This window comes from Streptomyces sp. NPDC002463, from assembly GCF_042889835.1.
GTDB classification, from domain to species: Bacteria; Actinomycetota; Actinomycetes; order Streptomycetales; family Streptomycetaceae; genus Streptomyces; species Streptomyces nymphaeiformis.
Genome location: NZ_JBIARL010000001.1, coordinates 876,824 through 902,007 on the forward strand (window position 1 = coordinate 876,824; position 25,184 = coordinate 902,007).

Here is a 25,184-nt window from a genome sequence, read left to right on the forward strand (position 1 = left end):
ACCGAGACCCACTGCGTGTACACGTCATTACGCTCAGCATTCATGGTCACCACCCCCCCTGCACCTCCCCTCCACCCCGTGTACGTCATCGGCGGCGGACCCGGCGGGCTCGCCGTCGCCGCCGCGCTGCACGCGCGGGGCGTCCGGGCCGTCGTCCTGGAGAAGTCCGACGCCGTCGGCGCCTCCTGGCGCGCGCACTACGACCGGCTGCGGCTGCACACCACCCGGCGGCTCTCCGCGCTCCCCGGTCTGAAGATGCCCCGCTCCTTCGGCCGCTGGGTCGCCCGCGCCGACGTCGTCCGCTACCTGGAGACCTACGCGGAGAAGCACGAGCTGGAGGTCGTCACCGGGGTCGAGGTCCACCGGATCGAGCGCTCCGGCGCGGACTGGGTCCTGCACGCCACCGGCGGGCGCCTGCTCACCGGGCGCGCGGTCGTGGTGGCCACCGGCTACAACCACACCCCGCACCTGCCCGAGTGGCCCGGCCTCCACGAGTACGGCGGCCGGCTCACGCACGCGCGCGCGTACCGGGCGCCGGGGCCGTACGAGGGGAAGGACGTCCTCGTCGTGGGCGTCGGCAACACCGGCGCCGAGATAGCCGCCGACCTCGCCGGGGGCGGGGCCGCCCGGGTGCGGCTCGCGGTGCGGACCGTCCCGCACATCGTGCGCCGCACGACCCTCGGGTGGCCCGCCCAGCGCTCCGGCATCCTGGTGCGGCGGCTGCCGGTGTTCCTGGTCGACCGGATGGGAGCGCTGCTCGCCCGGTTCGCCGCGCCGGACCTCTCGGCGTACGGGCTGCCCCGGCCGGACAAGGGACTCGCCACCCGGCAGCGGGAGGGCGCGATCCCGGTGCAGGACGTCGGCCTGATCGACGCCGTACGCGCGGGGAAGGTCGAGATCGTCGCCGCCGTGGAGGGCTTCGAGGACGGCGAGGTGGTCCTCGCGGACGGCAGCCGGATCGCCCCGGACGCGGTGATCGCGGCGACCGGCTACCGGCGCGCCCTCGAAGCCCTCCTCGGACACCTGGACGTGCTCGACGAGCGCGGGCTGCCGGTGACGCACGGGGCGCGGAGCCCGCGGGAGGCGCCCGGGCTGTACTTCACGGGGTTCACGAACCCGATCAGCGGGATGTTCCGCGAGCTGGCGAGGGACGCGGAGCGGATCGCGCGTCGGATCGCGCGGTCGCACGGCACAGCACGGCGCAACGGCCGGGAGCTCGTATGACGGTGCCCCGCCCCCCACGGGGAGGGGACGGGGCACCGGCTGATCCCGACGGGGTGCGGGATCAGATCGTGGGCCGGGTCAGAAGGCGTTGAGGCCGTTCCAGCCCCAGCCGATCTTGACCCGGCTCTTGAGGCCGCCCTTGCCGTCGCCGTCGTAGCGCCACAGGACTCCGGCGGTGTCGCGGGCGAGGACGTCGGGGATCCCGTCGTTGCCCAGGTCCCCCACACCGGTCAGGGTCAGGTTCTTCCAACCCCAGCCGATCTTGTAGCGGCCGCCCCGCTCGTAGCGGTAGAGGTCGCCGTTCGGGGCCTGGCCGAGGTAGTTCTGGTAGCCGTTCGCCGTGAGCGCGCCGACGCCCGTCAGGCGGTAGCCCTCGTAGCCCCACCCGGCCTTCACGCGGGCCCGGAGGCCGCCGTGGCCATCTCCCTCGTACCTCCAGAGGATGCCGGCGGGGTCGATGGCGAGGACGTCCGGGAAGCCGTCGTTGGTCAGGTCGCCGACGCCGGTGAGCCTGAGGTCCTTCCAGCCGACGCCGATCCTCACCTTGTTCACGAGGTCGCCGTAGTAGTCGCTCCCGTCGAGCCGCCAGAGGCCGCCGTCGGGGTCCTGGACGATCGCGTCGGGCCGGCCGTCGGCGTTGAGGTCGCCGGCGGCGGTGAAGCGGTGGCCCTTCCAGCCCCAGCCGAACTTGCGGCCGGGTTCGAGGACGCCCATGCCGGTGCCCTCGTAGCGGTAGAGCTCGCCCGCGGCGTTGAAGGCGAGGACGTCGGAGTGTCCGTCGCCGGTGTAGTCGTGGCGGAAGGTGCCGTGGGGGTTCCAGCCGCGCGGGGGGACCCAGGAGACCTCGGAGGCGGTGGTGTCGGGGGCCGAGAGCACCCGGGGAGTGGTGCCGGGCGCGGTGGCGCCGCTGACGGTGGCCGCCTGGTTCGTACCGCCGGAGAGGTACGCGACCTGGGAGCCTTCGGGGGACCACTCGGGGAACAGGACGCCCCGGCCCTTGGTGAGCGCGTACTCGGTCCCGCCGTCCAGGACGCGGGCGCGCACGTCGTACGAGCCGTCGACGAAGGCCGCGAAGGCGATCCGCGAGCCGTCCGGCGAGAACGTCGGGTGCAGTCCCTGGGTGACGGGCTGCGGGGCCTCGCCCGTGCGCGGGTCCCAGAGGTGGACGGTGCTGCCGCGCAGGAAGGTGATGCGCCCGTCCCAGGCCACGTCGACCTGGGTGTCCCAGGTCTGCTCGGGGGTGGGGAAGACGTAGCCGAGGTCGGTGCCGTCGACGTCGATCCGCATGATGCGCAGGCGGTCGTGGCCCGGCTTGGCGCGGAAGCTCAGGTAGAGCTGCTTGCCGTCGGGCGTCCAGTCGAGGCTGTCGAGCCAGCCGTCGGCCTCGTTGACATCCATGCGGACCGGGCGGGCGTTCTTGCCGTCGGCGTCCGCGACCCAGATGTCGGCGTAGCCGTCGTTGCTGATGAAGGCCATGCGCAGACCGTCGGGCGAGTACGTGACGCCGGTGATCTCCGCCTGGGGAAGGCTCGTGCCGGTGGGCACCAGGACGCGGCGGTCGCTGCCGTCGGTGTTGACCGTGACGATGCTGCTGTGGCGGACGCCGTCGACGTCCTTGTACTCCGTGAAGACCACCCGCGGCTTCGGCGTGCCCTCGGCGGCCTGGGCGGGCGCCGTCGTGACCGCGGTGAGCGCGGCGGAGGAGGCGAGGACGGCCAGGGCGGTGCCGAGGGCGCGGCGGCTGCCCCGGGTGCGGGTGGAGCGGGTCAAGTGATCTCCCATGGCAGTAGTCGTACGACGTCCCACGCGTGTCGTCTGGGGGGTGAGACCCGCGTCCCCGCCGAAGGGTTGTACGACTTTGAAGAACCGGTTCCGCGACGGACCGTCGGCCGCCGGAGGCCCCGATCCGCCCCGCCCCTCCACCCGCCGGAGACCCCGGTCCGCCCGCCCCCTCCACCCGCCGGAGGCCCCGATCCACCACAGACCTCCGCACACCCATTCCTGACAGGCCGTCAGTTCTGTAATCTGACTAAGTGTCAGGTGTATACGGACGGGTGAAGGGCGGGCGACACACACATGCTTGGATCGACACACGGCACCTTCACCACCGATCTCCGCGCCCGCGTGGTCGCCTGCGGCGAAGCGCCGCCGGTCGTCGTGCACGGCGTCACCGTCGCCCCCGGCGACGTCGACGTCAGCGGGCGGCCGCTGCACGCGCCCGTGCCCGACCTCGACCGGTTCTTCCGGCCCGAGTCCGTCGCGGTGATCGGCGCCTCCGACGCCGAGGGACGGCCCAACACCGGCATCACCCGGCAGCTGCTCGCCTGGGCCGAGCGGGTCGGTGCCCGGCTCGTGCCCGTGCACCCGACCCGTACGAGCGTGTTCGGGATCGACTGCGTGCCGTCCGTCTCCGCGCTCGCCGAACCCGTCGACCTCGCCGTCCTCCTCGTCGCCGACCCGCTGCCCGTGATCGAGGAACTCGCCGAGACGAAGGTGAGGTTCGCGGTCGCCTTCGCCTCCGGCTTCGCCGAGACCGGCGAGGCCGGCGCCGCCGCGCAGGAACGCCTCGCCGCCGCCGTACGCCGCTCCGGGCTCCGCCTCCTCGGCCCCAACACCAACCTCAACGCCTTCGAGCGTTTCCGCGACGACCTCGAAGGCCCCGCCGTCGCCCTCATCACCCAGTCCGGGCACCAGGGGCGGCCCGTCTTCACCCTCCAGGAGCTCGGCGTCCGCCTCTCCCACTGGGCGCCCACCGGCAACGAGGCCGACCTGGAGACCGCCGACTTCCTCTCGTACTTCGCCGGGCGGCCCGAGGTCGGGGCCATCGCCTGCTACGTGGAGGGGCTGAAGGACGGCCGTTCGTTCCTGCTCGCCGCGGACCGGGCCGCGCGCCAGGGCGTGCCCGTCGTCGCCGTGAAGGTGGGGAGGACCGAGACCGGGGCCCGTACCGCCGCCTCCCACACCGGGAAGCTGACCGGCGCCGACCGGGTCGTCGACGCGGCCATGCGGCAGTACGGGGTGATCCGGGTCGACGGGCTCGACGAGCTCCAGGACACCTCCGCCCTCCTCGCCCGCGCGCGCCGGCCGCTCGCCGACGGGGTCGTCGTCTACTCGATCTCCGGCGGTACGGGGGCCCACTTCGCCGACCTGGCGACGGCGGCGGGCCTCGAACTCCCCACGCTCGGCCAGACCAAGCAGGACGAGCTGCACCGGTGGATCCCGGAGTACCTGAACGTCGCCAACCCCGTCGACAACGGCGGCCACCCGGTGGGCGACTGGCGCGGCCGGAAGATCATCGACGCGATCCTCGCCGACCCGTCCGTCGGCGTCCTGATCTGTCCCATCACCGGCCCCTTCCCCCCGATGAGCGACAAGCTCGCCCAGGACCTCGTCGACGCCGCCGAGGCCACCGACAAGCTGGTGTGCGTGGTCTGGGGCTCCCCCGTCGGCACGGAGGCGGCCTACCGCGAGACCCTCCTCGGCTCCTCGCGCGTGGCCACGTTCCGCACCTTCTCCAACTGCATCGGGGCCGTGAAGGCCTACCTCGACCACCACCGCTTCACCGCCGCCTACCGTTCCCCCTTCGACGAGGCCCCGCGCACCCCCTCCCCGTCCCTGCGCAAGGCGCAGGCCCTCATGCGGCCCGGCCGGCGGCTCAGCGAGCACGCGGCGAAGCAGCTGCTGCGGGCGTACGGGATACGGGTGCCGCGCGAGCAGCTCGTCACCAGCGCGGCGGCCGCCGTCCGGGCCGCCGGGCTCGTCGGCTACCCGGTCGTGATGAAGGCCTCGGGGGCGCAGCTCGCCCACAAGACGGAACTGGGCCTGGTGAAGGTCGGGTTGACCTCGGCGAGCCAGGTGAGGGACGCGTACCGCGAGCTGACGGACATCGCCCGCTTCGAGGACATCGACCTCGACGGCATCCTCGTCTGCCAGATGGTCGGGCGCGGGGTCGAGATGGTGGTGGGCGTGACCCGCGACGAACTCTTCGGCCCGACGGTCACGGTGGGCCTCGGCGGGGTGCTGGTGGAGGTCCTGAACGACACGGCCGTGCGCGTCCCGCCGTTCGGGGAGCGCGAGGCCCGCTCGATGCTCGACGAACTGCGGGGCAGGGCCCTGCTGGACGGCGTACGGGGAGCCCCGCCGGCCGACGTCGACGCGCTCGTCGAGGTCGTGCTCCGCGTCCAGCGGATGGCCCTCGAACTCGACGGCGACCTCGCCGAACTGGACATCAACCCGCTGATGGTGCTGCCGCGCGGGCAGGGGGCGGTGGCCCTGGACGCGCTGGCGGTCTGCCGATAGGAGCCTTTTCGATGCCCGACGTCCTCCATGCCCTCGAGAACGGCGTCTCCTGGATCACCCTCAACCGCCCCGAGGCGATGAACGCGGTCACCTGGGACCAGCGGGAGCGGATCATCGCCCTCCTCGCGGAGGCCTCCGCCGACCCGGAGGTGCGCTGTGTCGTGGTGACCGCCACCGGGCGCGGCTTCTGCGCGGGCGCGGACCTGCGGGGTGCGCCGTCGTCCGCCGAGCGTGTCGCGGGGGACGTGGCGAGGATGATCCGCGGCGGTGCGCAGCGCTTCGTATCCGCCGTGCTGGACTGCGAGAAGCCGGTGATCGCGGCGGTGAACGGCACGGCGGCGGGGATCGGGGCGCACCTCGCGTTCGCGTGCGACCTGGTGCTCGCGGCGGACTCGGCGCGCTTCATCGAGGTGTTCGTCCGGCGGGGGCTGGTGCCGGACGGGGGCGGGGCGTACCTCCTGCCCCGGCTGGTCGGGCCGCAGCGGGCGAAGGAGTTGATGTTCTTCGGCGACGCGGTGCCGGCGACGGAGGCGCTCGGTCTGGGCCTGGTGAACCGGGTGGTCCCCGCGGAGGAGCTGTCGAAGACGGCGAGGGAATGGGCCGAACGCCTCGCCCAGGGCCCGACCCGCGCCCTCACCCTGACGAAACAGCTGGTCAACGCATCACTGGACGTGGACCGCTCGGTGGCCTTCACGGCGGAGGCGACGGCACAGGAGATCAACATGACGACACGGGACGCACAGGAGGGGGTGGCGAGCTTCGTGGAGCGGAGGGAGGCGCGGTACGAGGGGCGATAGCGGAGGCTGTCGCACCGGAGCCCTAGGGTGTGCCGTGCACATGCCGCGTACCGCTCCGGGGGGACGGCATCACGCCCCACACCGCGCGCTCGCGCACAAGACCCCGAAGATCCGGAAGATCGCTCTTCCTGATCCCCACCCTGCTGACGGCCCTCCTGGGCCCCCTGCTCCCGACGGGCACGGCGCTCGCGGCCTCGGCGGCGCCCCCGTCGGCGTCCGAGCCCACGACGGCCCCGGCGCCGGAACCCACGACGGACCCGACACCCGCGCCGACCCCGCCGGCCGAGCCGACGCCGAACCCGACGGCCGATCCCTGCCCCGCCCTGCCTCTCGCCCCACTGAGCGGCCCCGGCCGACCACCCTCGCGATCGGGCTGCCGTCGGTTCCCGCGCAGGCCCCGGCCGACGTACGGGCGACGGCGTACTGCCCGTACGACTGCGGCACCGTGACCCGCACGGTCACCGCCGTGAGCCCCGGCACGTCGGCGCCGGGAAGATCACGATGAAGGTGACCGGAACCGCGCTGCACGAGAAGGACGTGGTCGAGGCCTCCGGCGGCACCTACCGCGCCCGGTCGACGACGGCCTCCGTCGCACCCGACCGGCGGAGCATGGACGTCTCCCTGGATCTGACGAGCACCCCGCGCACCGCGCTGAGCCTGAGCGTGCTCAGGCACGACGGCGTGCGGCACTCCCGCGGCACCGTCACGGTCGTCGCACCCCTCCAGGCCACCGCCGCCCCCGCCGTGAGCGGCACCGCCGTCGTCGCAGGGAAGGTGACGGCGCAGGTCGGCACGTGGACGCCGGCGCCGACCTCGTTCGCGTACCAGTGGTACGCGAACGGGCGGGCGGTCAGCGGGGAGACGAAGACGACGTTCGTCCTGACGAAGGCCCAGCGCGGACTGAGGATCACCGTCCGGGTGACGGCCTACCGGACCGGGCACACGGCGGGCGTGGCCTGGAGCCGCTCGACGGTGGCGGTCGCCGGATAGGCCGGTGGCCGCCGTCCCCGAGGGCTTCCCATCTGACGTACCGTCAGTTTCAATGGACGGTGTGATGGGACACGCGGGGATGGCGGCCACCGTCGTCCGACACCTGAGAGCGGCCGGTTCGCCGACGGCCGTCGAACCACTGCCCCGGCCGGACCTGCGCGCGGTACGGGAGGACGAGCGCCCGCCCGTCGACCCGGCCGAATTCCGCCGCGTCCTCGGCCACTTCGCGAGCGGCGTCACCATCGTGACGGCCCTCGACGCGGACGGACCGGCCGGCTTCGCCTGCCAGTCCTTCGCCTCGCTCTCCCTCGACCCGCCCCTCGTGGCCTTCATGGTCGCCCGGACGTCGACCACCTGGCCCCGGATCGCGGCGGCCGGGACCTTCTGCGTGAACGTCCTCGGCGCGGAGCAGGGCGAACTGTGCCGGTCGTTCGCGGTCTCCGGCGCCGACAAGTTCGCCGGAGTCCCCTGGGACCCGTCCCCGTCCACCGGCTCCCCCCGCCTGACCGGCGCGCCCGCCTGGATCGACTGCACGATCACGACGGTCCACACGGGGGGCGACCACCTGATCGTGGTGGGGAGGGTGGAGGCGCTGGGCGCGGAGCACGAGGGCGAACCGCTGCTCTTCCACCGGGGGCGGTTCGGGCGCTTCAGCGCGTAGCCCTCGGGCGGGCGCGGGCCGGTCGTCCCGTGCGGGCGGCGCTTCCGCGCCTGAACCCGCACGTACGGTGCGGCGCGCCCGTGGTGCGGGTCCAGGCACGGAACGCGGAGGCGCCGCCGAGCGCGCCGTCCCGTGCCCCCAAGCTCTCGGCTTCGTCCGAGCAGGGGCCCCGTCGCCCACACGGCGGTGTGACCATCACGCTCCCGCCGGCGACACCGTCCCCCTCCGGGGGCGGCTGATCACCAGGGCCATCAGTGCCGCCGCCGCGCACAGCGCGCCCGAGGCGTACCAGACGACGTCGTACGTGCCGAAGACGTCGCGGGCCACGCCGCCCGCGAAGGCGATGACCGCCGCGCCGACCTGGTGGGAGGCGAGGACCCAGCCGAAGACGATCGCCGAGTCCTCGCCGTAGTGCTCACGGCACAGGGCGATCGTCGGCGGGACCGTCGCCACCCAGTCCAGGCCGTAGAAGACGATGAAGAACAGCATCGGGGGGTGGACGGACGGGGCCAGGAGCATGGGCAGGAAGAGGAGCGAGATGCCTCGGAGGGCGTAGTAGACCGCCAGGAGCCGCCTCGCCTCGAAGCGGTCCGTGAACCAGCCCGACGCGATCGTGCCCACGACGTCGAAGACGCCGATCACCGCCAGGAGACCCGCCGCCGCCGTGACCGGCATGCCATGGTCGTGGGCCGCCGGTACGAAGTGGGTCTTGACCAGGCCGTTCGTCGACGCGCCGCAGATCGCGAAGGAGCCGGCCAGGAGCCAGAAGGGGCCCGTGCGGGCGGCCCGGAAGAGGACGGTGACCGCGCGGCGGGCCGCGCCCGTCACGGGGGCGGGCTTCTCGGCGTACTCCCCGCCGTACGGGGCGAGCCGGACGTCCGCCGGGTGGTCACGAAGCAGCAGCCAGACGAACGGGACCACGGCCAGGGCCGCCAGGGCCACCGTCACCGCCGCCGGGCGCCAGCCGTGGTGCTCCACCAGCCAGCTCAGCAGCGGCAGGAAGATCAGCTGGCCCGAGGCGCCCGCCGCCGTGAGGATGCCCGTCACCAGGCCCCGCCGCGCCACGAACCAGCGGTTCGTGACCGTCGCCGCGAAGGCGAGGGCCATGGAGCCGCTGCCGAGGCCGACCAGGACGCCCCAGAAGAGGATCAGCTGCCAGGCCGCCGTCATCCATACGGTGAGCAGGGAGCCCAGCGCGATCACGCTCAGCGCCACCGCCACCACCTTGCGGATGCCGAAGCGGTCCATCAGCGCCGCCGCGAACGGCGCCGTCAGGCCGTACAGCGCGAGGTTCACCGAGACGGCGAAGCCGATCGTCCCCCGCGACCAGTGGAACTCCTCGTGCAGCGGCTCGATCAGCAGGCCCGGCAGGGAGGCGAAGGCCGCGGCGCCGATGATCGTGACGAAGGTGACCGCCGCGACGAACCAGGCGCGGTGGACGCGGCGGGGGCGGGGTGACTTCTCGGGCGTACGGACGTGGGTCTCGGTTGTCTGGGGCATGCCATCGAGCATTCCGGGGACGGCCCCTCCCCCGCCATTGGCCCGAACGACAGGTTTCCAACGGATCGGGCCACGTACTCCTACAAACGCGGCAGCGTCCTGATCGGGCGCACCACCAGCAGCGCCGTCACCACGAGCACCGCGATCCCCGCCCCCGTCAGCAGCACCTCCTCCGTGCCGACCGCCGCCGCCACCGGGCCCGACAGGGTGCGGCCGACGCCCATCATCAGGAGCGAGCCGGCCACGTCGTAGGCGTGCATCCGGTTCAGCGCCTCCTGCGGCACGTGCGTCTGGACCGAGGTGGACCACATGACCAGCCAGAAGGCGAACGCCGCCCCGCCGATGAACTGGCCCGCGCCGAGCAGCGCCACGGGCGCGCCGAGGCCGAGCAGGGTGAGGTTCACGGGGAGGCCGGTCAGCGCCACCGCGCCCGCCGCGAGGGGGCGGCGCGGGCGCAGCCGGATCGCGAGGAGGCCGCCGACGGCGCTGCCGGCGCCGTTGACGGCCATCAGCACGCCGTACGCGGCCGAGCCGTGCTCCTCGGTGACGAGGCTCGCCGTGAGCGGGACCATCGGCCCGGCGACGGTCAGCCCGTACACCGTCCAGATGGAGATGACGCCCCAGAGCCAGCTCCGAGAGCGGAACTCCCTCCACCCGCCCGCCAGTTCGGCGCCGAGCGAGTCGCGCCGTGCCGTGTCGGAGGGGATCGGGGCGAGGCGCATCAGGGTGAAGCAGACGGCGCTCACCGCGAACGTGACGCCGTTGACGGCGAACGCGGCGCCCGCGTTCCAGACGGCGACCAGCAGGCCCGCGGCGGCCGGTCCCGCCATGGTCATGAGGGCCTCGACGACCCGCAGGACGGCGTTGGCGCGCTGCACGTCGGGGGCGATGCGGGGGATCGTGGAGGCGACGCCCGGCTGGAAGAGGGCGGCGCCGACGCCGCTGAGCGCGGAGAGGGTGTAGACCGCCCAGAGCGGCGGGCTGCCGAGGGTGAAGGTCACGGCGAGGACGGCCGCGCCCGGCAGTCGCAGGAGGTCGGCGAGGATCATCATGCGGCGGGCGGTGAAGCGGTCGGCGAGGACGCCGCCGAAGAGCACGAAGAGCGCGAAGGCGGCGGTCCAGCCGCCCAGCGCGTAGCCGACGGTGGAGCCGGGGTGGCCGGCGCCGAGGAGTCCGGCGGCGAAGGCGACCGGGACCATGCCCTCGCCGAAGACGGCGACGCCCCGGGCGACGAAGAAGAGCCGGAAGTTACGGTTCCACAGCGTGGGAGGGGTGACCGGGGCGGGAATCCGCTCCGTGGCCTCAGACTTGTACGTGTTGTCCGTCACGGACACGTACTCGTACCAGCCATGTGGTCTGGACCACCACCCATTTACGGAGGGAGCACCGCCCGTGCCGTCGCCGCACCGCATCGCCGTCCTCGCCCTGCCCGGTCTCCTCCCCTTCGAGCTGGGCATCCCGCACCGCATCTTCGGCCGCGCGAAGGACGCCACGGGCCGGGCGCTGTACGAGATCGTGACCTGCGCCCCTGCGGCCGGACCCGTGCCGACGGACGCCGACTTCTCGATCCACGTCGAGCACGGCCCGGAGGCCCTCGCGACCGCCGACACGGTCGTCGTGCCCGCCTCGTACGAGCTCGGACCGGTCTACGACGAGGGCCGGCTCCCCGAGGAGCTGGCCGCCGCGCTCGCGCACATCCGGCCCGGCACGCGCCTCGTCTCCATCTGCACCGGCGGGTACGTGCTCGCCGCCGCCGGCTTCCTCGACGGGCGCCCGGCCACCACCCACTGGTCGTCCGCCGAGCACTTCCAGCGCCTCTTCCCGAGCGTGCGGGTCGACGCGGACGTCCTCTTCATCGACGACGGCGACGTCCTGACCTCCGCCGGCGTCGCCGCCGGGATCGACCTGTGCCTGCACATCGTGCGCCGCGACCACGGCACGGCCGTCGCCAACGACGTCGCCCGCAGGACCGTCGTACCGCCCCACCGGGACGGCGGCCAGGCCCAGTACATCGAGCGGCCCCTGCCGGAGACCGGCTCCCACACCACGACCACGGCGCGGGCCTGGGCGCTGGCCCACCTCCACGAGCCGATCCAGCTGCGGGACCTGGCGGAGAAGGAGGCGATGAGCGTACGGACGTTCACCCGCCGCTTCCGCGACGAGGTCGGCATCAGCCCCGGCCAGTGGCTCACCCAGCAGCGCGTCGAACGCGCCCGGCACCTCCTGGAGTCCACCGGCCTGCCCGTCGACCGGGTCGCCCAGGACGCCGGCTTCGGCACGGCCCAGTCGCTGCGCGTGCACCTGATGAGCGCGATCGGGGTGACCCCGACGTCCTACCGCCGCACCTTCCGCACGGGGGCGACGACCTCGGCCTGAGCCTCCGCGTCGACCGCCGCGGGAGCACCCCGCGTCAGCCGCCGCTCCCCCGCCCCGCCCACCGCCGTCAGCAGCACCGTCAGGAGCACCCCCCACAGGATCGCCGTCGACGGGGACACCACCTTGAGCAGCCCGCCCGCGAGCGTGCCACTGGCCGCGTAACCCGCGCCCACCGCCGCGTACATCACCGAGTACCCCGCGGCGAGCGCGCCCGGCGGCAGGACCTGCCGGAGCGCCAGGTTGCGGGTGAGGCTCGCGGGGGCCTGGAGCAGCCCGGCGGCCACCAGGGCGACCGCGATCGCCGCCGTCCACGGCAGTACGGCGACCAGCGCGACGCCCGCGGCGACCGCGATGACCAGGACGAGGGACTGGACGGCCAGCGGGCCGGGCCAGCTGCCCCGGAGGCCGTACACGAACGCGCCGACCGCCGAGCCGATCGAGAACCCGGCGAGCAGCGGGCCCGCCCAGCCGATGCCGATCCCGCGCTGTTCGAGGAGGGCGGGCAGGATCAGCTCGGCGAGCGCGAGGAGGGTGAGGCCGGCGGCCCCCAGGACGTACACGGGCCAGGCCCGCAGCAGCGCCCGCCGCATCGACGCCCCCTTCTCCTGCGCCCCTGCCGACCAGCCGGCCGGCAGCAGCCACAGCCCGGCCACCGACACCGCCATCAGGACGCCCTGGAGCAGCAGCGGCACCGCCGGGTCGACGCCGAGGGCGAGACCGGTGGTGAGCGCGGGCGCGGCCGCCCAGAGGGCGAAGGTCAGCATCGACTCCATGCTCATCGCCTGGGTCACGGCCCGCTCCGCGACGAGGCTGGTGAGCAGGGCCCGCAGCGCGCCGGGCACGGCGGCGGGGCCGGTGCCCGCGAGCAGCGCGAGGGCGGCGAGGACGACGGGGTGGGCGCCGGGCGCGAGCCCGAGCCCGGTGAACCCGACGGCGCCGACCGCGAGCCCGGCGACGAGCTGCGGCCGGGCCCGTTCGGCGTTCAGCCGCATGCCGAGGGCGGGCGCGGCGAGGATCTCCCCGAGGACGTACGCGGCGGCGAGGACCGCCCCGAGCGTGTAGCCGCCGGGCCGCTCCCGTACGAGGAAGACGAGCGCGAGCGGCGCCATGGCGACGGGCAGCCGGCCGGTGACCATGACGGCGGACCAGGCGAGGACGGGGCGGGTGGCGAGCTCGCGGTAGGACATGGACACGACCGTAGCCCGCCCCCGCACCGCACTCGGAGGGTCAGAAGGTCAGGACACCCCGCGCCACCTTTCCCCGTTCCGCGTCCTCGGCGGCCCGTGCGAAGTCCTCCACGGGGTAGGTCCGCGTCACGAGTTCGTCGAGGAGCAGGGCCCCGGAGCGGTACAGCTCCGCGTACAGGGCGATGTCCTTCTGCGGCCGTGAGGAGCCGTACCGGCAGCCGAGGATCGACTTGTCCAGGAACATCGCGGCCGGCAGGAAGCTCGCCTCCGCCTTCGGCGCGGTCATGCCGAGCAGGATCGCCTGGCCGTGCCGGTCGAGGAGGTCGATCGCGGTCCTGACGAGCCCGGTGTGGCCGACGCATTCGAAGACGTGGTCGGCGCCGGTGGGCAGGACGTCCCGTACGCCGTCGGTGGAGGCGAGGAAGTGCGTCGCCCCGAACTGTCGGGCCACCGCCTCCTTATCCGGGTTCGTGTCGACGGCGACGATCGTCAGTGCGCCCGCGATCCGGGCGCCCTGGAGGACGTTGAGGCCGATGCCGCCGGTGCCGATGACGACGACGGTGTCGCCGCGGTCGACCTTCGCGCGGTTCAGTACGGCTCCGACGCCGGTGAGGACGCCACAGCCCATGAGGGCGGCGGAGGTCAGCGGGATGTCCTGCGGGATCTTCACGGCCTGGACGGCCTTGACGACGGTCCGCTCCGCGAAGGACGAGTTCGACGCGAACTGGAAGAGCGGCTGCCCGGTCGAGGTCCGCGAGAACGGCTGCCCCGGCATCCCGATGGCCTTCCGGCACATGGTCGGCCGGCCCCGGTCGCAGTCGGCGCAGGCGCCGCAGTTCGCGAGGGTGGACAGGGCGACGTGGTCGCCGGGGGCGACGTGGACGACGCCGGGGCCGACGGCCTCGACGACACCGGCGCCCTCGTGTCCGAGGACGACGGGCGGCGGGAACGGGATGGTCCCGTCGATGACGGACAGGTCGCTGTGGCAGAGCCCGGCGGCGGCGATGGCGACGAGCACCTCGCCGGGGCCGGGGTCCCGCACCTCCAGGTCGTCGACGACCCGGACCTGCTTCCCGTCGAAGACGACGCCTCTCATGATCCGTTCTCCTCACGGGAGTTCGGGCGGTCGCCGGCGGCCGCCGCGCGGGCCATCTCCTCCAGCTGCCGGAGCATCGGCATCGGGTCCGTCCCCACCGTCCCCGGCAGGAAGTCCGCGATGCGTTCGGGCGTCCAGGCGCCGCCCTCGGCGTAGCCCGCGCGCAGTTCCCGGGGCTGGGCCCAGACCGCGATCTTGGGTCCGGCGATCGTGTACACCTGCCCGGTGATCCGCTCCGCCTTGGCGCGGTCGGAGAGCAGATAGACGACGAGCGCGGCCACGTCCTCCGGCTCGCCGATCTCCTTGAGCTCCATGGGCACGTTCGCGGACATGCGGGTGCGGGCCACGGGCGCGACGGCGTTCGCGGTGACCCCGTACTTGTGGAGGCCGAGGGCGGCGCTGCGTACGAGCGAGATGATCCCGCCCTTCGCCGCGGAGTAGTTGGCCTGGGCGACGGACCCCTGGTGGTTGCCGCTGGTGAAGCCGATGAGCGTGCCGGCGCCCTGCTTGCGCATGACCGCCGAGGCCGCCCGGAACACGGTGAAGGTGCCCTTGAGATGGGTGGCGACGACCGGGTCCCACTCCTCCTCGGACATGTTGAAGAGCATCCGCTCGCGCAGGATGCCGGCGACGCACACGACCCCGTCGATGCGTCCGTACGCACTGAGCGCGGTCTCGACGACCCTCGCCCCGCCGGCCATCGTGGAGATGTCGTCCGCGACGGCGACCGCGGTCCCGCCCGCCGCCTCGATCTCCTTCACGACGGAGGCCGCGACCTCCGAGGTCGGCTCGCCGCCCTCGATCGACACCCCGTAGTCGTTGACGACGACCTTCGCGCCCTCCGCCGCGCAGGCGAGGGCGACGGCGCGGCCGATGCCGCGCCCCGCTCCCGTCACGGCGACGACCTTGCCAGCCAAGAAGTTCCCCACGCCCGGCCCCTTCCCGCACTTTCTGACGGTCCGTTAGATTCGTTCGTCGTCAGGATTCTACGGTCCGTCAGATACCGGAAAACAAGACCCCGGAGGCCCCGATGTCTCTCCCCGCCGCCTTCCACGAGATCGCCAAGCGCGTCAACAACTGGGGCCGCTGGGGCCAGGACGACGAGATCGGCACGCTCAACCTCGTCACCGACGAGGTCGTGCGGGAGGCCGTCGCCACCGTCCGCACCGGCCACCGCATCCCGCTCGCCGTGGACCTGAAGCAGGACGGCGTGCAGACCGGCATGATCCCGGGCCGGGTGAACCCGCTCCACGTCATGGTCCAGATCAACCAGGAGCTCTTCGGCCCCGGCACGGTCGCCACCAGCGACGACGCCGTGACCCTCGGCCTCCAGGCCGGCACCCACTGGGACGCCCTGACGCACGTCTCCCACTCGGGCCGCATCTACAACGGCCGCCCCGCCGCCTCGATCACCCCGCACGGCCGCTCCGAGTTCAGCGGCATCCACACGGCCCGCCACCTCGTCTCGCGCGGGGTCCTCCTGGACGTCGCCGCCGCGAAAGGGGTGGACCGACTGCCGGGCGACCACGCCGTGACTCCCGAGGACCTGGACGAGGCGGCCGAGTTCGGCGGGGTGACGGTACGGAGCGGGGACGTGGTCCTCGTACGGACGGGGCAGATCCAGGCGTACCTCGCCGGGGACAAGCACGGGTACGCGTTCCCGTCACCGGGCCTCTCGGTCCGTACGCCGGAGTGGTTCCACGCGCGCGATGTCGCGGCCGTCGCCAACGACACGCTCACCTTCGAGATCTTCCCGCCCGAGATCGAGGACCTCTGGCTGCCCGTACACGCCCTCGACCTGGTCGAGATGGGCATGCTCCAGGGGCAGAACTGGAATCTGGAGGCGCTGTCCACAGCCTGTGCAGAAGAACGGCGCTACGCCTTCCTGCTCTCCGCGATGCCGGAACCCTTCGTCGGCGGCACGGGCACACCGGTGGCCCCGGTGGCCATCCTCTGACCCCCCTCGGCACCCCCGCGGGCGGCGGCGCGCTCGCACGCGCCCCGAGCACGGCACGGGCCCGCCGCCACCCGACCACGACCCGCACATGCCGAGGACGCACGGCCCTCGGCTCCCCTCGCTCGCCACGAATCGCTCACCCCAGGGTGGGCAAAACGGAACGAATCGTCAACAGTGCACCCGTCCGGGCGCCAGTGACACCCCGGAAGGCGATCCGGCGGGCACCGGCGACACCCGGTCCACCTCGCACCAGATGCTCTTGCCGGCACCCTCCGGCTGCCAGCCCCACCGGTCCGCGAGCCCGTCCACCAGCTCCAGGCCGCGCCCGTTGGTGTCGTCGCCCTGCGCGTGCCGGGGCTGCGGCGGGCGGTCGCTCGTGTCGGCCACCTCGACCCGCACCCCGCCCTCCGCGGCGAACAGCATCCGCAGGACGGCCGGACAGCCCGTGTGCACCACGGCGTTGGTCACGAGCTCGGAGATGAGCAGCACCAGCGTCTCGGCGAGCGGCTCGTCATCCCCTATGCCCGACCGGGCGATCCGCGACCGGGCCCACCTCCGGGCTCGCCCCACCTCGGCCGGGTCCGGCCCGACCACCAACTGAACCTGAAGCACCTGCACAGCTCACACCATCCGAACCGGCGGACAACACACCTTCACGGAACGTGATTCCCTTGTGGGACAGCATGGTTGACGTACAGTCACCGCAACAAGCGCTTCGGGCATATTCCAGCGCGAAGGAGTACGCATGGTCCATACTGTGCGACGCACGCTGCGGGTAGTCGAACGCCGGGCGCGAGCGGCGGGCATTCCCGGCCGCGGAGCCGCCGCAGGGGCGACACCGGGACGATCCGGGCCAACGTGCACTCGCATCCCACGGAGCGTACCGGAGCCGGAGGCCGACTCCGGGCCGTGACGGCCCCGCCGAAGGACACAACCCGATATCAACATTCCGTGACGCGGCGGACGCTCAGCGCTACAGACCCGCCGCCACCGCCTCCTCCGCCCGCGCGGCGGGCATCCGCAGCTCGGCCCGCACCCAGGCCCGCTTCAGATGCAGGTGCACGTCCGCCTCCCAGGTGAAGCCCATCCCGCCGTGCACCTGAAGGCAGTCCCGCGCGTTCCGGACGGCGGCGTCGTCGGCGAGCAGCTTGGCCCCGGCGATCTCGACGGCATCCCCGGTGACGGAAGCGGCCCACACGGCGGCCCTCGCGAGCTCGGTCCGCACGAGCATCCCGGCACAGAGGTGCTTCACGGCCTGGAACCCTCCGACGACCTGCCCGAACTGCGTACGCGTACGGGCGTAGGAGACGGCGAGATCGGTGGTGGCGGCAGCACTGCCGACCTGCTCGGCGGCGGTGAGCAGGGCATCCGTCAGCCCCGTTGCGGGCAGGCGTTCCGCAGGGCGGAACGGGTGGGCACAACCCCCGGTGCCGGGCGCGCGATGGAGGGGCGTGAGCGGATCAACCGACCGCACCGGCACGGCGCCCGTGACATCGCCCAGCACCACATCGGCTTCGTCCAGCCAAGGGACAAGGCCCTCCGAGGCATCGGTCACCACGACAGACCCGTCCGCCGCCCCCGGCACGGACCCCGCAGCCAGGTGCGTGGAGACCAACGGCCCCGGCAGCAGCACCCTCCCCGCCTCCTCGAACACCAACACCGCCTCGGGAAGCCCTAGCCCGACACCCCCCTCCGGCTCCGGAAGGCACAGCGCGAAGAACCCGGCGTCGCCGAGCTCCCGCCACAGGCCCCGGTCCAACACAGGCGTGTCGACGGCCCCCCGCAGCGCCTCCCGGTCGAAGAGCCGCCCGAGCAGCTCCCGTACACCTCGCCGCAGCGCCCGCTGGTCCTCCGTGAGTCGAAAGTCCATGGAGGAGAGTCACCGCCCCTTCGGCAGGCCGAGGATGCGCTCGGCGACGATGTTGCGCTGGATCTGGGAGGTGCCGGCCGCGATCGTGTACGAGAGCGAGGACAGCCGGTCGAGGTTCCACTCGCGGCCGAGGTCGAGCGCGTCGGGCCCCAGGACGGCGGCGGCCGCGTCGTACAGCTCCTGGCGGGCGTGCGAGTAGTGCAGCTTGAAGACGGAACCGCCCGCCCCTGGCACTCCCCCCGTCGCCTGGGCCTCGCTGACGTTGGCCTGGACGATGCGCCAGAGGGCCTGGAACTCGGCGGAGAGCCTGCCGAGGCGCCTGCGCAGGACGGGGTCGTCCCAGGTCCCGTTCTTCCTGGCCGTGCGGGCGAGTTCGCCGAGGAGGCGGCGGCAGGCGACGACCTCGCCGACGAAGGCGGTGCCGCGTTCGAAGGAGAGCGTGACCATGGTGACGCGCCAGCCGTCGTTCTCCTCCCCCACCCGGTTGGCCACCGGCACCCGCACCTCGTCGAGGAAGACCTCGGCGAACTCGGTGGATCCGGCGAGGGTGCGCAGCGGCCGTACGGTGATGCCGGGCGCGTCCATGGGCATGGCGAGCCAGGTGATGCCCTTGTGCTTGGGGGCCTCCGGGTCCGTCCGCACCAACAGCTCGCACCAGTCGGCGACCTCGGCGTGCGAGGTCCAGATCTTCTGTCCGGTGACGACGTACGCGTCCCCGTCCCGTACCGCGCGCGTACGGAGCGAGGCGAGGTCCGACCCGGCGTCGGGTTCGCTGAAGCCCTGGCACCAGACCTCGTCGCCGCGCAGGACCGGCGGCAGCCACCGCTCGCGCTGGGCGTCGGTGCCCTCGGCGGCGATGGTGGGTCCGGCGTGGAGGAGACCGACGAAGTTGGCGCCGACGTAGGGCGCGCCGGCGAGTTCGGTCTCCTCCAGGAAGATGAGGCGCTGGGTCGGGGAGGCGTCCCAGTGGGTGTCGGCGTACCCGGCGTCGTGGAGGCGCCGCTGCCAGCCGCAGTCGTAGGCGCGGCGGGCCGGCCAGTCGAGCGGGTCGGGCCGTTCGGGGAGGCCCGGCAGGGTGGCGGCGAGCCATTCCCGCAGGCGGGCGCGGTAGGCCTCTTCCTCTTCGGTGCAGGAGAGGTCCATCAGACGATCCCGAGATCCAGCATCCGGATCGCGTTGCCCCGCATCAGCTTGTAGACCGTCTCGTCGTCGAGGCCCTGGACGTGGTCGAGGGCGACCTCCTTGGTGTGCGGGAAGGTCGAGTCGACGTGCGGGTAGTCGGTCTCGAAGGTGGCGTTGTCCCGGCCGACGACGTCCAGCGAGGCGATCCCGTGCTTGTCGCGGAAGAAGCAGCAGAAGATCTGCCGGTAGTAGTACGTGGACGGGGGCTCGGGGATCAGGTCGCGCACTCCGCCCCACGCCCGGTGCTCCTCCCAGACGTCGTCGGCGCGTTCGAGGGCGTACGGGATCCAGCCCATCTGCCCTTCGCTGTACGCCAGCTTCAGCCGGGGGAACTTCACGAGGACCCCGCTGAAGAGGAAGTCCATCATCGAGGCCATCGCGTTGTTGAAGCTCAGCGAGGCCTGGACGGCGGGCGGGGCGTCGGGGGACGCGGCCGGCATCTGGCTGCTGGAGCCGATGTGCATGTTCACCACCGTCCCGGTCTCCTGGCAGACGGCGAAGAACGGGTCCCAGTAACCGGAGTGGATCGACGGAAGCCCGAGGTGGGTGGGGATCTCGGAGAAGGTCACGGCCTTCACCCCACGGGCCGCGTTGCGCCGGATCTCGGCGACGGCGAGGTCGACGTCCCACAGCGGGATGATGCACAGCGGGATCAGCCGCCCCCCGCTGTCCCCGCACCACTCCTCGACCATCCAGTCGTTGTAGGCGCGGACACAGGCGAGGGCGACCTCCTTGTCGTGGGCCTCGGCGAAGGTCTGCCCGCAGAAGCGGGGGAAGGTGGGGAAGCAGAGGGAGGCCTCGACGTGGTTGAGGTCCATGTCCTTGAGCCGGGCGGCGGGATCCCAGCAGCCGCGCCGCATCTCCTCCCTGGTGATCCCCTCCAGGGTCATGTCGTCCCGGTCGAAGCCGACGGCGGCGATGTTCCGCTTGTACGGGAACTTGAGGTCCTCGTAGATCCACCAGTCGGTGGGCGGGCCCTCGGGGTCCATCGTGATCTGGTACTTGCCGCCGACGTAGGCGAGCTCGCCGATGCCGGCCGTGAGGGGGCGGGGCCCGCGGTCGCGGTACCTCTTCGGGAGCCATGTCTCGAAGAGGTGGGCGGGCTCGATCACGTGGTCGTCGACGCTGATGATGCGGGGCAGTTCCGTCATGGAGCCTTCTCCCGTTTCTGATGACCCGTCAGATCTGACGGCATCAGGCTAGCCCCGCACCCCTGGACCGACAAGCGCCGGACCTCTACGCTCACCGCAACATCTGACGGAACGTCAGCCAAGAGGAGTACGGGATGAACGAGACCGCACACGCCCTGGGCGAGTCCCGCACGCTCTGGGAGCTCGTCGAGCGCCGCGCCGCCCTCACCCCCGACCGGCCCGTCCTCCTCCAGGACGACCGCGTCCTCACCTTCGGCGCCCTGCGCGAGCGCGCCGAGCGCTGCGCCGCCGGGCTCCACGGGATGGGCGTGCGGCCCGGCACCGTCGTCGCCTGGCAGCTGCCCACCCGTATCGAGACCGCCGTGCTCTCCTTCGCGCTCGCCCGCATCGGTGCCGTGCAGTCCCCGGTGATCCCCTTCTACCGCGACAAGGAGGTCGGCTTCGCGCTGCGCGAGTCCGAGGCCGAGTTCTTCGCGGTCCCCGGAACTTGGCGTGGATTCGACCATGCGGAGATGGCGAGGCGGCTCGGCGCGCGCGGGATCTTCGAGGCCTACGAGGACCTTCCGGACGGCGACCCGGCCGTCCTGCCCCCGCCGCCCGCCTCCGGCACCGACGTCCGCTGGATCTACTGGACCTCCGGCACCACCTCCGACCCCAAGGGCGTCCTGCACACCGACCGCTCGCTCCTCGCCGGCGGCGCCTGCCTCGCCCACGCCCTGCACCTGACCGCCGAGGACGTCGGCTCGATGGCCTTCCCGTACGCGCACATCGCCGGGCCCGACTACACGGTGATGCTCCTGCTGTACGGGTTCCCGGCCGTGATGTTCGAGCAGTTCGCGCTGCCCGAGGCGCTCGACGCGTACAACCGGCACGGCGTGACCGTCGCCGGCGGCTCCACCGCCTTCTACTCGATGTTCCTCACCGAGCAGCGCAAACGGCCCGGCAAGCCCGTCATCCCCACCCTCCGCCTGCTCGCCGGCGGAGGGGCGCCCAAGCCGCCGGAGATCTATCACGCGGTACGGAAGGAGCTCGGCTGCCGGCTCACCCACGGGTACGGCATGACCGAGGTCCCCATGATCACGATGGGCGCCCCCGACGACACCGACGAGAACCTCGCCGGCACCGAGGGCCGCCCGCCCGCCGGCATGGAGATACGGATCACCGGCGACGGCGAGGTCCGGCTCCGCGGCGAGGCCGTCTGCCGGGGCTACCTCGACCCGGCGCAGACGGCCGCCGCCTTCGACGAGGACGGCTTCCTCATCACCGGCGACGTCGGGCACCTCACGCCGAGCGGCCACCTCGTCCTCACGGGCCGCATCAAGGACATCATCATCCGCAAGGGAGAGAACATCTCGGCCAAGGAGATCGAGGACCTCCTCCACCGGCACCCGGACGTCGGCGACGCCGCCGTCATCGGCCTGCCGGACGCCGAGCGCGGCGAACGCGTCTGCGCCGTCGTCGAACAGCCCCCGGGCGCCGCCCCGCTCGGTCTTCCGCAGGTCACGGCCTTCCTGCGGGAGGCCGGGCTGTCCGTCCACAAGCTGCCGGAGCAGCTGGAGGTGGTGGACGCGCTCCCCCGCAACGAGACCCTGCGCAAGGTGCTCAAGTACAAGCTCAGGGAGCGGTTCGGCCCGGCACCCCGGTGACTCCGCCGACCGCCCCCGGCACGTCCTCGTACACGTCGAAGAGGCGGCGCACGCCGAGCGCGGAGAGCACCCGCCCGACGTGACCGTCCCTGTCCTCCTCGGGAAGGATCAGGCGGAGCCGGCCGCCGCAGGAGCGCAGCAGACGGCGGGAGGCGATCAGCACGCCGACGCCGCTGGAGTCGCAGAACCGCACGGCGGACAGGTCGACCACCAGGTCGTGGCGGCCGCCCGCGACGGCGTCGTGGACGCGGCGGCGTATCCGGGGGGAGGTGACCAGGTCCAGTTCCCCCCGGACACAAAGAACCGTCCAGGAGCCGTATTCGTCCTCGTCGACCTCGATCGTCGTCACGGTCGCCGCCTGCCCCACCGGCGGGCTCCGAAACCCCCGATCCCGGGGATGACGCTTTCCTTACCATCGCCATCCGCGTCAAGGGCGCACTTGCGGCAAACAGTCGTGCGTTGTCGGAGCGGCGCACTACCTTGGGAAGAACCTGAAGGGGCGGAGGCCGCATGGCGATGGACACACCACCGCGCTGGGACCGCAGGATGCAGCAGCGGCTGGCGCGCGGGGAGGCCGCTGCCCTCGGCGAGTTCTACGACCGGTTCGCCGCCCTGGTGCACTCCCTCGCCCACCGGGTCCTCGACGACGACGCGGCGGCCGACCAGGTCACCCGCGAGGTCTTCGGCTACATCTGGGAGAACCCCGACTCGTACGACCCGAAGCAGGGCAACATGCGCTCGTGGGTCGCCAAGCTGACCCAGCGGCAGGCCGTGCACCGGCTGCGGCAGGCCGAGGCCCTGGCGTACGCGGAGACCGGGGTGGGCTCCGCCGAGGAGCTGGAGCAGAAGGTCCACCGGGCCACGGTCGCCGCCCGCGCCGACTACATCGTGACGTCCATGCCGGCGCCGCTGCGCAAGGCGCTGGAACTGGCGTACTTCCAGCGCCGCGACTACCGCCAGACCGCCGCCGACCTCGGCGTCACCGAGGACGAGGCGCGCCGGCGCCTCCGGCTCGGACTCCAGCTGCTCTCCTCCGCGAACACCCGGCTGCTCGAAGGGTCCTCGCCGCCCGGCTACGGACGACCGCGGTGACCGGGGCGAACGGCGACGCGGACGACGTCGCACGCGCCCCGTGGATACCGGGACCGCGCCGGTCGGCGGACGACCACGCCGACCTGACGGCGCCGCTGCCGGAGGTGTCGGACGAGCCGGACGGGGAGGTGGACGAACCGGACATGGAGGAACCGGAGGTACAGGTACCGGACCTCTCGCACAACGTGCTCAAGTCCCTCCTCGGGGCCTGGGCGCTCTCGGCGTGCTCCGCGGGCGAGACCCAGGCCGTCGAGATCCACCTCACCGGCTGCGCACCCTGCGCCGACGAGGCCCTGCGGCTCCGCGACGCGGTCACGCTCCTCCACGAGGACCGGGACCTGGACCTCGACCCGCTGCTGCGCTCCCGGGTCCTGGAGAACTGCCTGGGCCGCCGCCCGGCCCGCATCCCCGTGCCCGACTGGGTCACGCCGTACGACGCGGAGACCGCGCGGCTCGACGCGCTCCTCAGGGACATCGGCGAGTCCGAGTGGCACGCGCCGGTACGGCTCAAGTGGTACGAGGAGGACCGCGTGGTGCGCCGCAAGGCGACCGTCGCGGCGGTCATCGGCCACCTCCTCGCGGTGGACGGCCTGGTGTCCTCGGCGCTCGGCCTGGACGACCCGCTGGGCGCGGGCGTGCCGGAGCTGTCGCCGACGGAGCGGACGGAGGCGTTCTGGGCGGCGCTCGACCGGCCGCCGAACCGGTCCCTGCGCGACCCGTGGCGCGACCAGTCGCACACCCTGATCCGCACGGTCGCGTTCGCGGGCCGGGGCGTGGCGGACCTGACGGTGGGCTACAAGGACTTCGCCCTGCCCCTCCGGGACTCCCTCCTGGAGCGGGCCTTCGAGTGCTGGCTGCACGCGGACGACATCGCGACGGCGGTGGCCTACCCGTACGGGCCGCCCAGCGCGCCGCACCTCCACGACATGATCGACCTCGCGGCCCGGCAGCTCCCCGCGGCCCTCGCGAACCGCCGCCGCACGGGCCTCGCCGGCCCCGCGAGGGAACTCGTCGCGGCGGGCGCGGCGGGCCGCTCGCTCCACCTGGAGGTCGAGGGCGCGGGCGGCGGCCACTGGTACATCCCCCTGGACTCCCCGGCGGCCCTCGGCTCCCCGGACCGCGCGGTGGCCCAGGTGGCCCTGGACGGCGTCGAGTTCTGCCAACTGGTGGCGGGCCACATCACCCCGGAGGAGGCGGCAGCGGGCCAGGACGGCGACCGCGAGGCGATCCGCGACGTCCTGGCGGCAACGGCGTCACTGAGCCGGCTGTAGCGGGGCCCCGGCGGGCGAGGCCCCCTACGGCTACGCGAAGACCACCGTGCGGCGGCCGTTCAGGAGGATTCGGCGTTCCGCGTGCCACTTGACCGCCCGGGCCAGGGCCTGGCATTCGACGTCGCGGCCGATCGCCACCAGCTGGTCCGGGGTCACCTCGTGGCCGACGCGTTCGACCTCCTGCTCGATGATCGGGCCCTCGTCGAGGTCGGCCGTCACGTAGTGCGCGGTCGCGCCGATGAGCTTGACGCCGCGGGCGTGCGCCTGGTGGTAGGGCTTGGCGCCCTTGAAGCTGGGGAGGAAGGAGTGGTGGATGTTGATGATCCGCCCGGAGAGCTGCTTGCAGAGGTCGTCCGACAGGACCTGCATGTAGCGGGCCAGGACGACCAGCTCCACGTTCTCGGACCGCACGAGCTCCAGGAGCTCCGCCTCCGCCTCGGGCTTGTTCTCCTTGGTGACCGGGATGTGCCGGAACGGGATCCCGTACGAGCCCACCAGCTCCTGGAACTCCGTGTGGTTGGAGACGACCGCGACGATCTCCACCGGCAGCGCCCCGATCCGCGACCGGAAGAGCAGGTCGTTGAGGCAGTGCCCGAACTTGGAGACCATGAGCACGACCCGCATGGGCTGGTCGGCGCGGTTGATCTGCCAGTCCATGGCGAAGGAGTCGCCGACGGCGGCGAAGCTGGCCCGGAGCTTGTCGACCGTCACCGGGCTCTCGGCCGAGAAGTGGACCCGCATGAAGAAGAGACCCGTGTCGCGGTCTCCGAACTGCTGGCTGTCCTCGATGTTGCACCCGGTGATGAACAGGTAGCTCGACACGGCGTGCACGATGCCCTGCTTGTCCGGGCACGAGAGCGTGAGGACGTACTGGTCGGTCATCCC

The 25,184-nt window shown here is 72.9% G+C and carries 22 protein-coding genes; 10 read left to right on the top strand and 12 right to left on the bottom strand.

The features are described from left to right. The first annotated feature begins 42 nt into the window (after nt 1-42). Nucleotides 43-1,224: a flavin-containing monooxygenase gene (locus tag ACFYX3_RS04115; protein WP_389007712.1), complete on the top strand. Its 1,182-nt coding sequence runs from the start codon at nt 43-45 to the stop codon at nt 1,222-1,224. 78 nt (nt 1,225-1,302) lie between these two features. On the opposite strand, the gene ACFYX3_RS04120 is transcribed toward ACFYX3_RS04115, so the two are convergent. Beyond that, nucleotides 1,303-3,006: an FG-GAP-like repeat-containing protein gene (locus ACFYX3_RS04120; protein WP_389007714.1), complete on the bottom strand. Its 1,704-nt coding sequence runs from the start codon at nt 3,004-3,006 to the stop codon at nt 1,303-1,305. A gap of 294 nt (nt 3,007-3,300) precedes the next feature. On the opposite strand from ACFYX3_RS04120, the gene ACFYX3_RS04125 reads away from it, so the two are divergent. From ACFYX3_RS04125 to ACFYX3_RS04140, 4 genes are all read left to right on the top strand, one after another. After that, entirely contained in the window at nt 3,301-5,523 is a 2,223-nt protein-coding gene (locus tag ACFYX3_RS04125; RefSeq protein WP_389007716.1) for an acetate--CoA ligase family protein, read from the top strand. An 11-nt stretch (nt 5,524-5,534) separates the two neighbouring features. Further along, complete coding sequence (locus tag ACFYX3_RS04130) at nt 5,535-6,320, top strand: enoyl-CoA hydratase/isomerase family protein (RefSeq protein WP_389007718.1); 786 nt, start codon at nt 5,535-5,537, stop codon at nt 6,318-6,320. Between the two features lie 501 nt (nt 6,321-6,821). Further along, nucleotides 6,822-7,310 (top strand): hypothetical protein, encoded by a 489-nt coding sequence (locus ACFYX3_RS04135; RefSeq protein ID WP_389007720.1) that lies wholly within the window; start codon nt 6,822-6,824, stop codon nt 7,308-7,310. 79 nt (nt 7,311-7,389) lie between these two features. Next, nucleotides 7,390-7,971, top strand: a complete 582-nt coding sequence (locus ACFYX3_RS04140) for a flavin reductase family protein (protein WP_116165376.1) — start codon at nt 7,390-7,392, stop codon at nt 7,969-7,971. Between the two features lie 195 nt (nt 7,972-8,166). Here ACFYX3_RS04140 and ACFYX3_RS04145 read toward each other — a convergent pair whose 3' ends face one another. Continuing rightward, nucleotides 8,167-9,471: an MFS transporter gene (locus ACFYX3_RS04145; protein WP_389007722.1), complete on the bottom strand. Its 1,305-nt coding sequence runs from the start codon at nt 9,469-9,471 to the stop codon at nt 8,167-8,169. Nucleotides 9,472-9,551: 80 nt separating this feature from the next. Next, nucleotides 9,552-10,805 (bottom strand): MFS transporter, encoded by a 1,254-nt coding sequence (locus ACFYX3_RS04150; RefSeq protein WP_382654700.1) that lies wholly within the window; start codon nt 10,803-10,805, stop codon nt 9,552-9,554. Between the two features lie 58 nt (nt 10,806-10,863). On the opposite strand from ACFYX3_RS04150, the gene ACFYX3_RS04155 reads away from it, so the two are divergent. Continuing rightward, complete coding sequence (locus ACFYX3_RS04155) at nt 10,864-11,847, top strand: GlxA family transcriptional regulator (RefSeq protein WP_389007724.1); 984 nt, start codon at nt 10,864-10,866, stop codon at nt 11,845-11,847. On the opposite strand, the gene ACFYX3_RS04160 is transcribed toward ACFYX3_RS04155, so the two are convergent. The 3 genes from ACFYX3_RS04160 to ACFYX3_RS04170 are packed head-to-tail and all read right to left on the bottom strand — an operon-like array spanning nt 11,805 to nt 15,059. Next, nucleotides 11,805-13,034, bottom strand: coding sequence for an MFS transporter (locus ACFYX3_RS04160; RefSeq protein WP_389007726.1), 1,230 nt, complete (start codon nt 13,032-13,034; stop codon nt 11,805-11,807). The two genes, ACFYX3_RS04155 and ACFYX3_RS04160, sit on opposite strands and share 43 nt — an antisense overlap. Nucleotides 13,035-13,074: 40 nt before the next feature. After that, nucleotides 13,075-14,130: a Zn-dependent alcohol dehydrogenase gene (locus ACFYX3_RS04165; RefSeq protein ID WP_389007728.1), complete on the bottom strand. Its 1,056-nt coding sequence runs from the start codon at nt 14,128-14,130 to the stop codon at nt 13,075-13,077. Beyond that, on the bottom strand, nt 14,127-15,059 hold the full coding sequence (locus ACFYX3_RS04170) for an SDR family oxidoreductase (RefSeq protein ID WP_389007730.1): 933 nt from the start codon (nt 15,057-15,059) through the stop codon (nt 14,127-14,129). The genes ACFYX3_RS04165 and ACFYX3_RS04170 overlap by 4 nt, the downstream gene beginning before the upstream one ends. Nucleotides 15,060-15,160: 101 nt before the next feature. Here ACFYX3_RS04170 and ACFYX3_RS04175 point away from each other — a divergent pair, with 101 nt between their 5' ends. Then, nucleotides 15,161-16,087, top strand: a complete 927-nt coding sequence (locus ACFYX3_RS04175; protein ID WP_389007732.1) for a cyclase family protein — start codon at nt 15,161-15,163, stop codon at nt 16,085-16,087. 168 nt (nt 16,088-16,255) lie between these two features. On the opposite strand, the gene ACFYX3_RS04180 is transcribed toward ACFYX3_RS04175, so the two are convergent. The 4 genes from ACFYX3_RS04180 to ACFYX3_RS04195 form a co-directional block, all read right to left on the bottom strand. After that, nucleotides 16,256-16,705 carry an ATP-binding protein gene (locus tag ACFYX3_RS04180; protein WP_389007734.1) on the bottom strand — a complete coding sequence of 150 codons (450 nt, stop codon included), beginning with the start codon at nt 16,703-16,705 and terminating at the stop codon, nt 16,256-16,258. Between the two features lie 355 nt (nt 16,706-17,060). After that, entirely contained in the window at nt 17,061-17,957 is an 897-nt protein-coding gene (locus ACFYX3_RS04185; protein WP_389007736.1) for an acyl-CoA dehydrogenase family protein, read from the bottom strand. A 9-nt stretch (nt 17,958-17,966) separates the two neighbouring features. Then, entirely contained in the window at nt 17,967-19,100 is a 1,134-nt protein-coding gene (locus ACFYX3_RS04190; protein WP_382654682.1) for an acyl-CoA dehydrogenase, read from the bottom strand. Continuing rightward, nucleotides 19,100-20,290, bottom strand: coding sequence for an amidohydrolase family protein (locus ACFYX3_RS04195; RefSeq protein ID WP_389007739.1), 1,191 nt, complete (start codon nt 20,288-20,290; stop codon nt 19,100-19,102). Before ACFYX3_RS04195 ends, ACFYX3_RS04190 begins: the two co-directional genes overlap by 1 nt. 134 nt (nt 20,291-20,424) lie before the next feature. Between ACFYX3_RS04195 and ACFYX3_RS04200 the strand changes: the two genes are divergently transcribed. Next, nucleotides 20,425-21,936 carry a class I adenylate-forming enzyme family protein gene (locus tag ACFYX3_RS04200; protein ID WP_389007741.1) on the top strand — a complete coding sequence of 504 codons (1,512 nt, stop codon included), beginning with the start codon at nt 20,425-20,427 and terminating at the stop codon, nt 21,934-21,936. On the opposite strand, the gene ACFYX3_RS04205 is transcribed toward ACFYX3_RS04200, so the two are convergent. Further along, nucleotides 21,905-22,285, bottom strand: coding sequence for an STAS domain-containing protein (locus ACFYX3_RS04205; protein WP_389007743.1), 381 nt, complete (start codon nt 22,283-22,285; stop codon nt 21,905-21,907). The two genes, ACFYX3_RS04200 and ACFYX3_RS04205, sit on opposite strands and share 32 nt — an antisense overlap. A gap of 161 nt (nt 22,286-22,446) precedes the next feature. Here ACFYX3_RS04205 and ACFYX3_RS04210 point away from each other — a divergent pair, with 161 nt between their 5' ends. Both ACFYX3_RS04210 and ACFYX3_RS04215 read left to right on the top strand, forming a co-directional pair. Then, a complete protein-coding gene (locus ACFYX3_RS04210) occupies nt 22,447-23,028 on the top strand; it encodes a sigma-70 family RNA polymerase sigma factor (RefSeq protein ID WP_389007745.1) in 582 nt (193 codons plus the stop codon). After that, nucleotides 23,025-24,299, top strand: a complete 1,275-nt coding sequence (locus tag ACFYX3_RS04215) for a maleylpyruvate isomerase N-terminal domain-containing protein (protein ID WP_389007747.1) — start codon at nt 23,025-23,027, stop codon at nt 24,297-24,299. The genes ACFYX3_RS04210 and ACFYX3_RS04215 overlap by 4 nt, the downstream gene beginning before the upstream one ends. A 30-nt stretch (nt 24,300-24,329) precedes the next feature. On the opposite strand, the gene purU is transcribed toward ACFYX3_RS04215, so the two are convergent. Then, nucleotides 24,330-25,181 carry a formyltetrahydrofolate deformylase gene (gene purU / locus ACFYX3_RS04220; RefSeq protein WP_116159496.1) on the bottom strand — a complete coding sequence of 284 codons (852 nt, stop codon included), beginning with the start codon at nt 25,179-25,181 and terminating at the stop codon, nt 24,330-24,332. Nucleotides 25,182-25,184 lie beyond the last annotated feature (3 nt).

Coding starts and splice junctions, on each gene's coding strand:
- ACFYX3_RS04115 (WP_389007712.1), top strand. CDS start 43: ATGGTCACCACCCCCCCTGCACCTCCCCTCCACCCCGTGTACGTCATC.
- ACFYX3_RS04120 (WP_389007714.1), bottom strand. CDS start 3,006: ATGGGAGATCACTTGACCCGCTCCACCCGCACCCGGGGCAGCCGCCGC.
- ACFYX3_RS04125 (WP_389007716.1), top strand. CDS start 3,301: ATGCTTGGATCGACACACGGCACCTTCACCACCGATCTCCGCGCCCGC.
- ACFYX3_RS04130 (WP_389007718.1), top strand. CDS start 5,535: ATGCCCGACGTCCTCCATGCCCTCGAGAACGGCGTCTCCTGGATCACC.
- ACFYX3_RS04135 (WP_389007720.1), top strand. CDS start 6,822: ATGAAGGTGACCGGAACCGCGCTGCACGAGAAGGACGTGGTCGAGGCC.
- ACFYX3_RS04140 (WP_116165376.1), top strand. CDS start 7,390: ATGGCGGCCACCGTCGTCCGACACCTGAGAGCGGCCGGTTCGCCGACG.
- ACFYX3_RS04145 (WP_389007722.1), bottom strand. CDS start 9,471: ATGCCCCAGACAACCGAGACCCACGTCCGTACGCCCGAGAAGTCACCC.
- ACFYX3_RS04160 (WP_389007726.1), bottom strand. CDS start 13,034: ATGTCCTACCGCGAGCTCGCCACCCGCCCCGTCCTCGCCTGGTCCGCC.
- ACFYX3_RS04165 (WP_389007728.1), bottom strand. CDS start 14,130: ATGAGAGGCGTCGTCTTCGACGGGAAGCAGGTCCGGGTCGTCGACGAC.
- ACFYX3_RS04175 (WP_389007732.1), top strand. CDS start 15,161: ATGTCTCTCCCCGCCGCCTTCCACGAGATCGCCAAGCGCGTCAACAAC.
- ACFYX3_RS04185 (WP_389007736.1), bottom strand. CDS start 17,957: ATGGACTTTCGACTCACGGAGGACCAGCGGGCGCTGCGGCGAGGTGTA.
- ACFYX3_RS04190 (WP_382654682.1), bottom strand. CDS start 19,100: ATGGACCTCTCCTGCACCGAAGAGGAAGAGGCCTACCGCGCCCGCCTG.
- ACFYX3_RS04195 (WP_389007739.1), bottom strand. CDS start 20,290: ATGACGGAACTGCCCCGCATCATCAGCGTCGACGACCACGTGATCGAG.
- ACFYX3_RS04200 (WP_389007741.1), top strand. CDS start 20,425: ATGAACGAGACCGCACACGCCCTGGGCGAGTCCCGCACGCTCTGGGAG.
- ACFYX3_RS04210 (WP_389007745.1), top strand. CDS start 22,447: ATGGCGATGGACACACCACCGCGCTGGGACCGCAGGATGCAGCAGCGG.
- purU (WP_116159496.1), bottom strand. CDS start 25,181: ATGACCGACCAGTACGTCCTCACGCTCTCGTGCCCGGACAAGCAGGGC.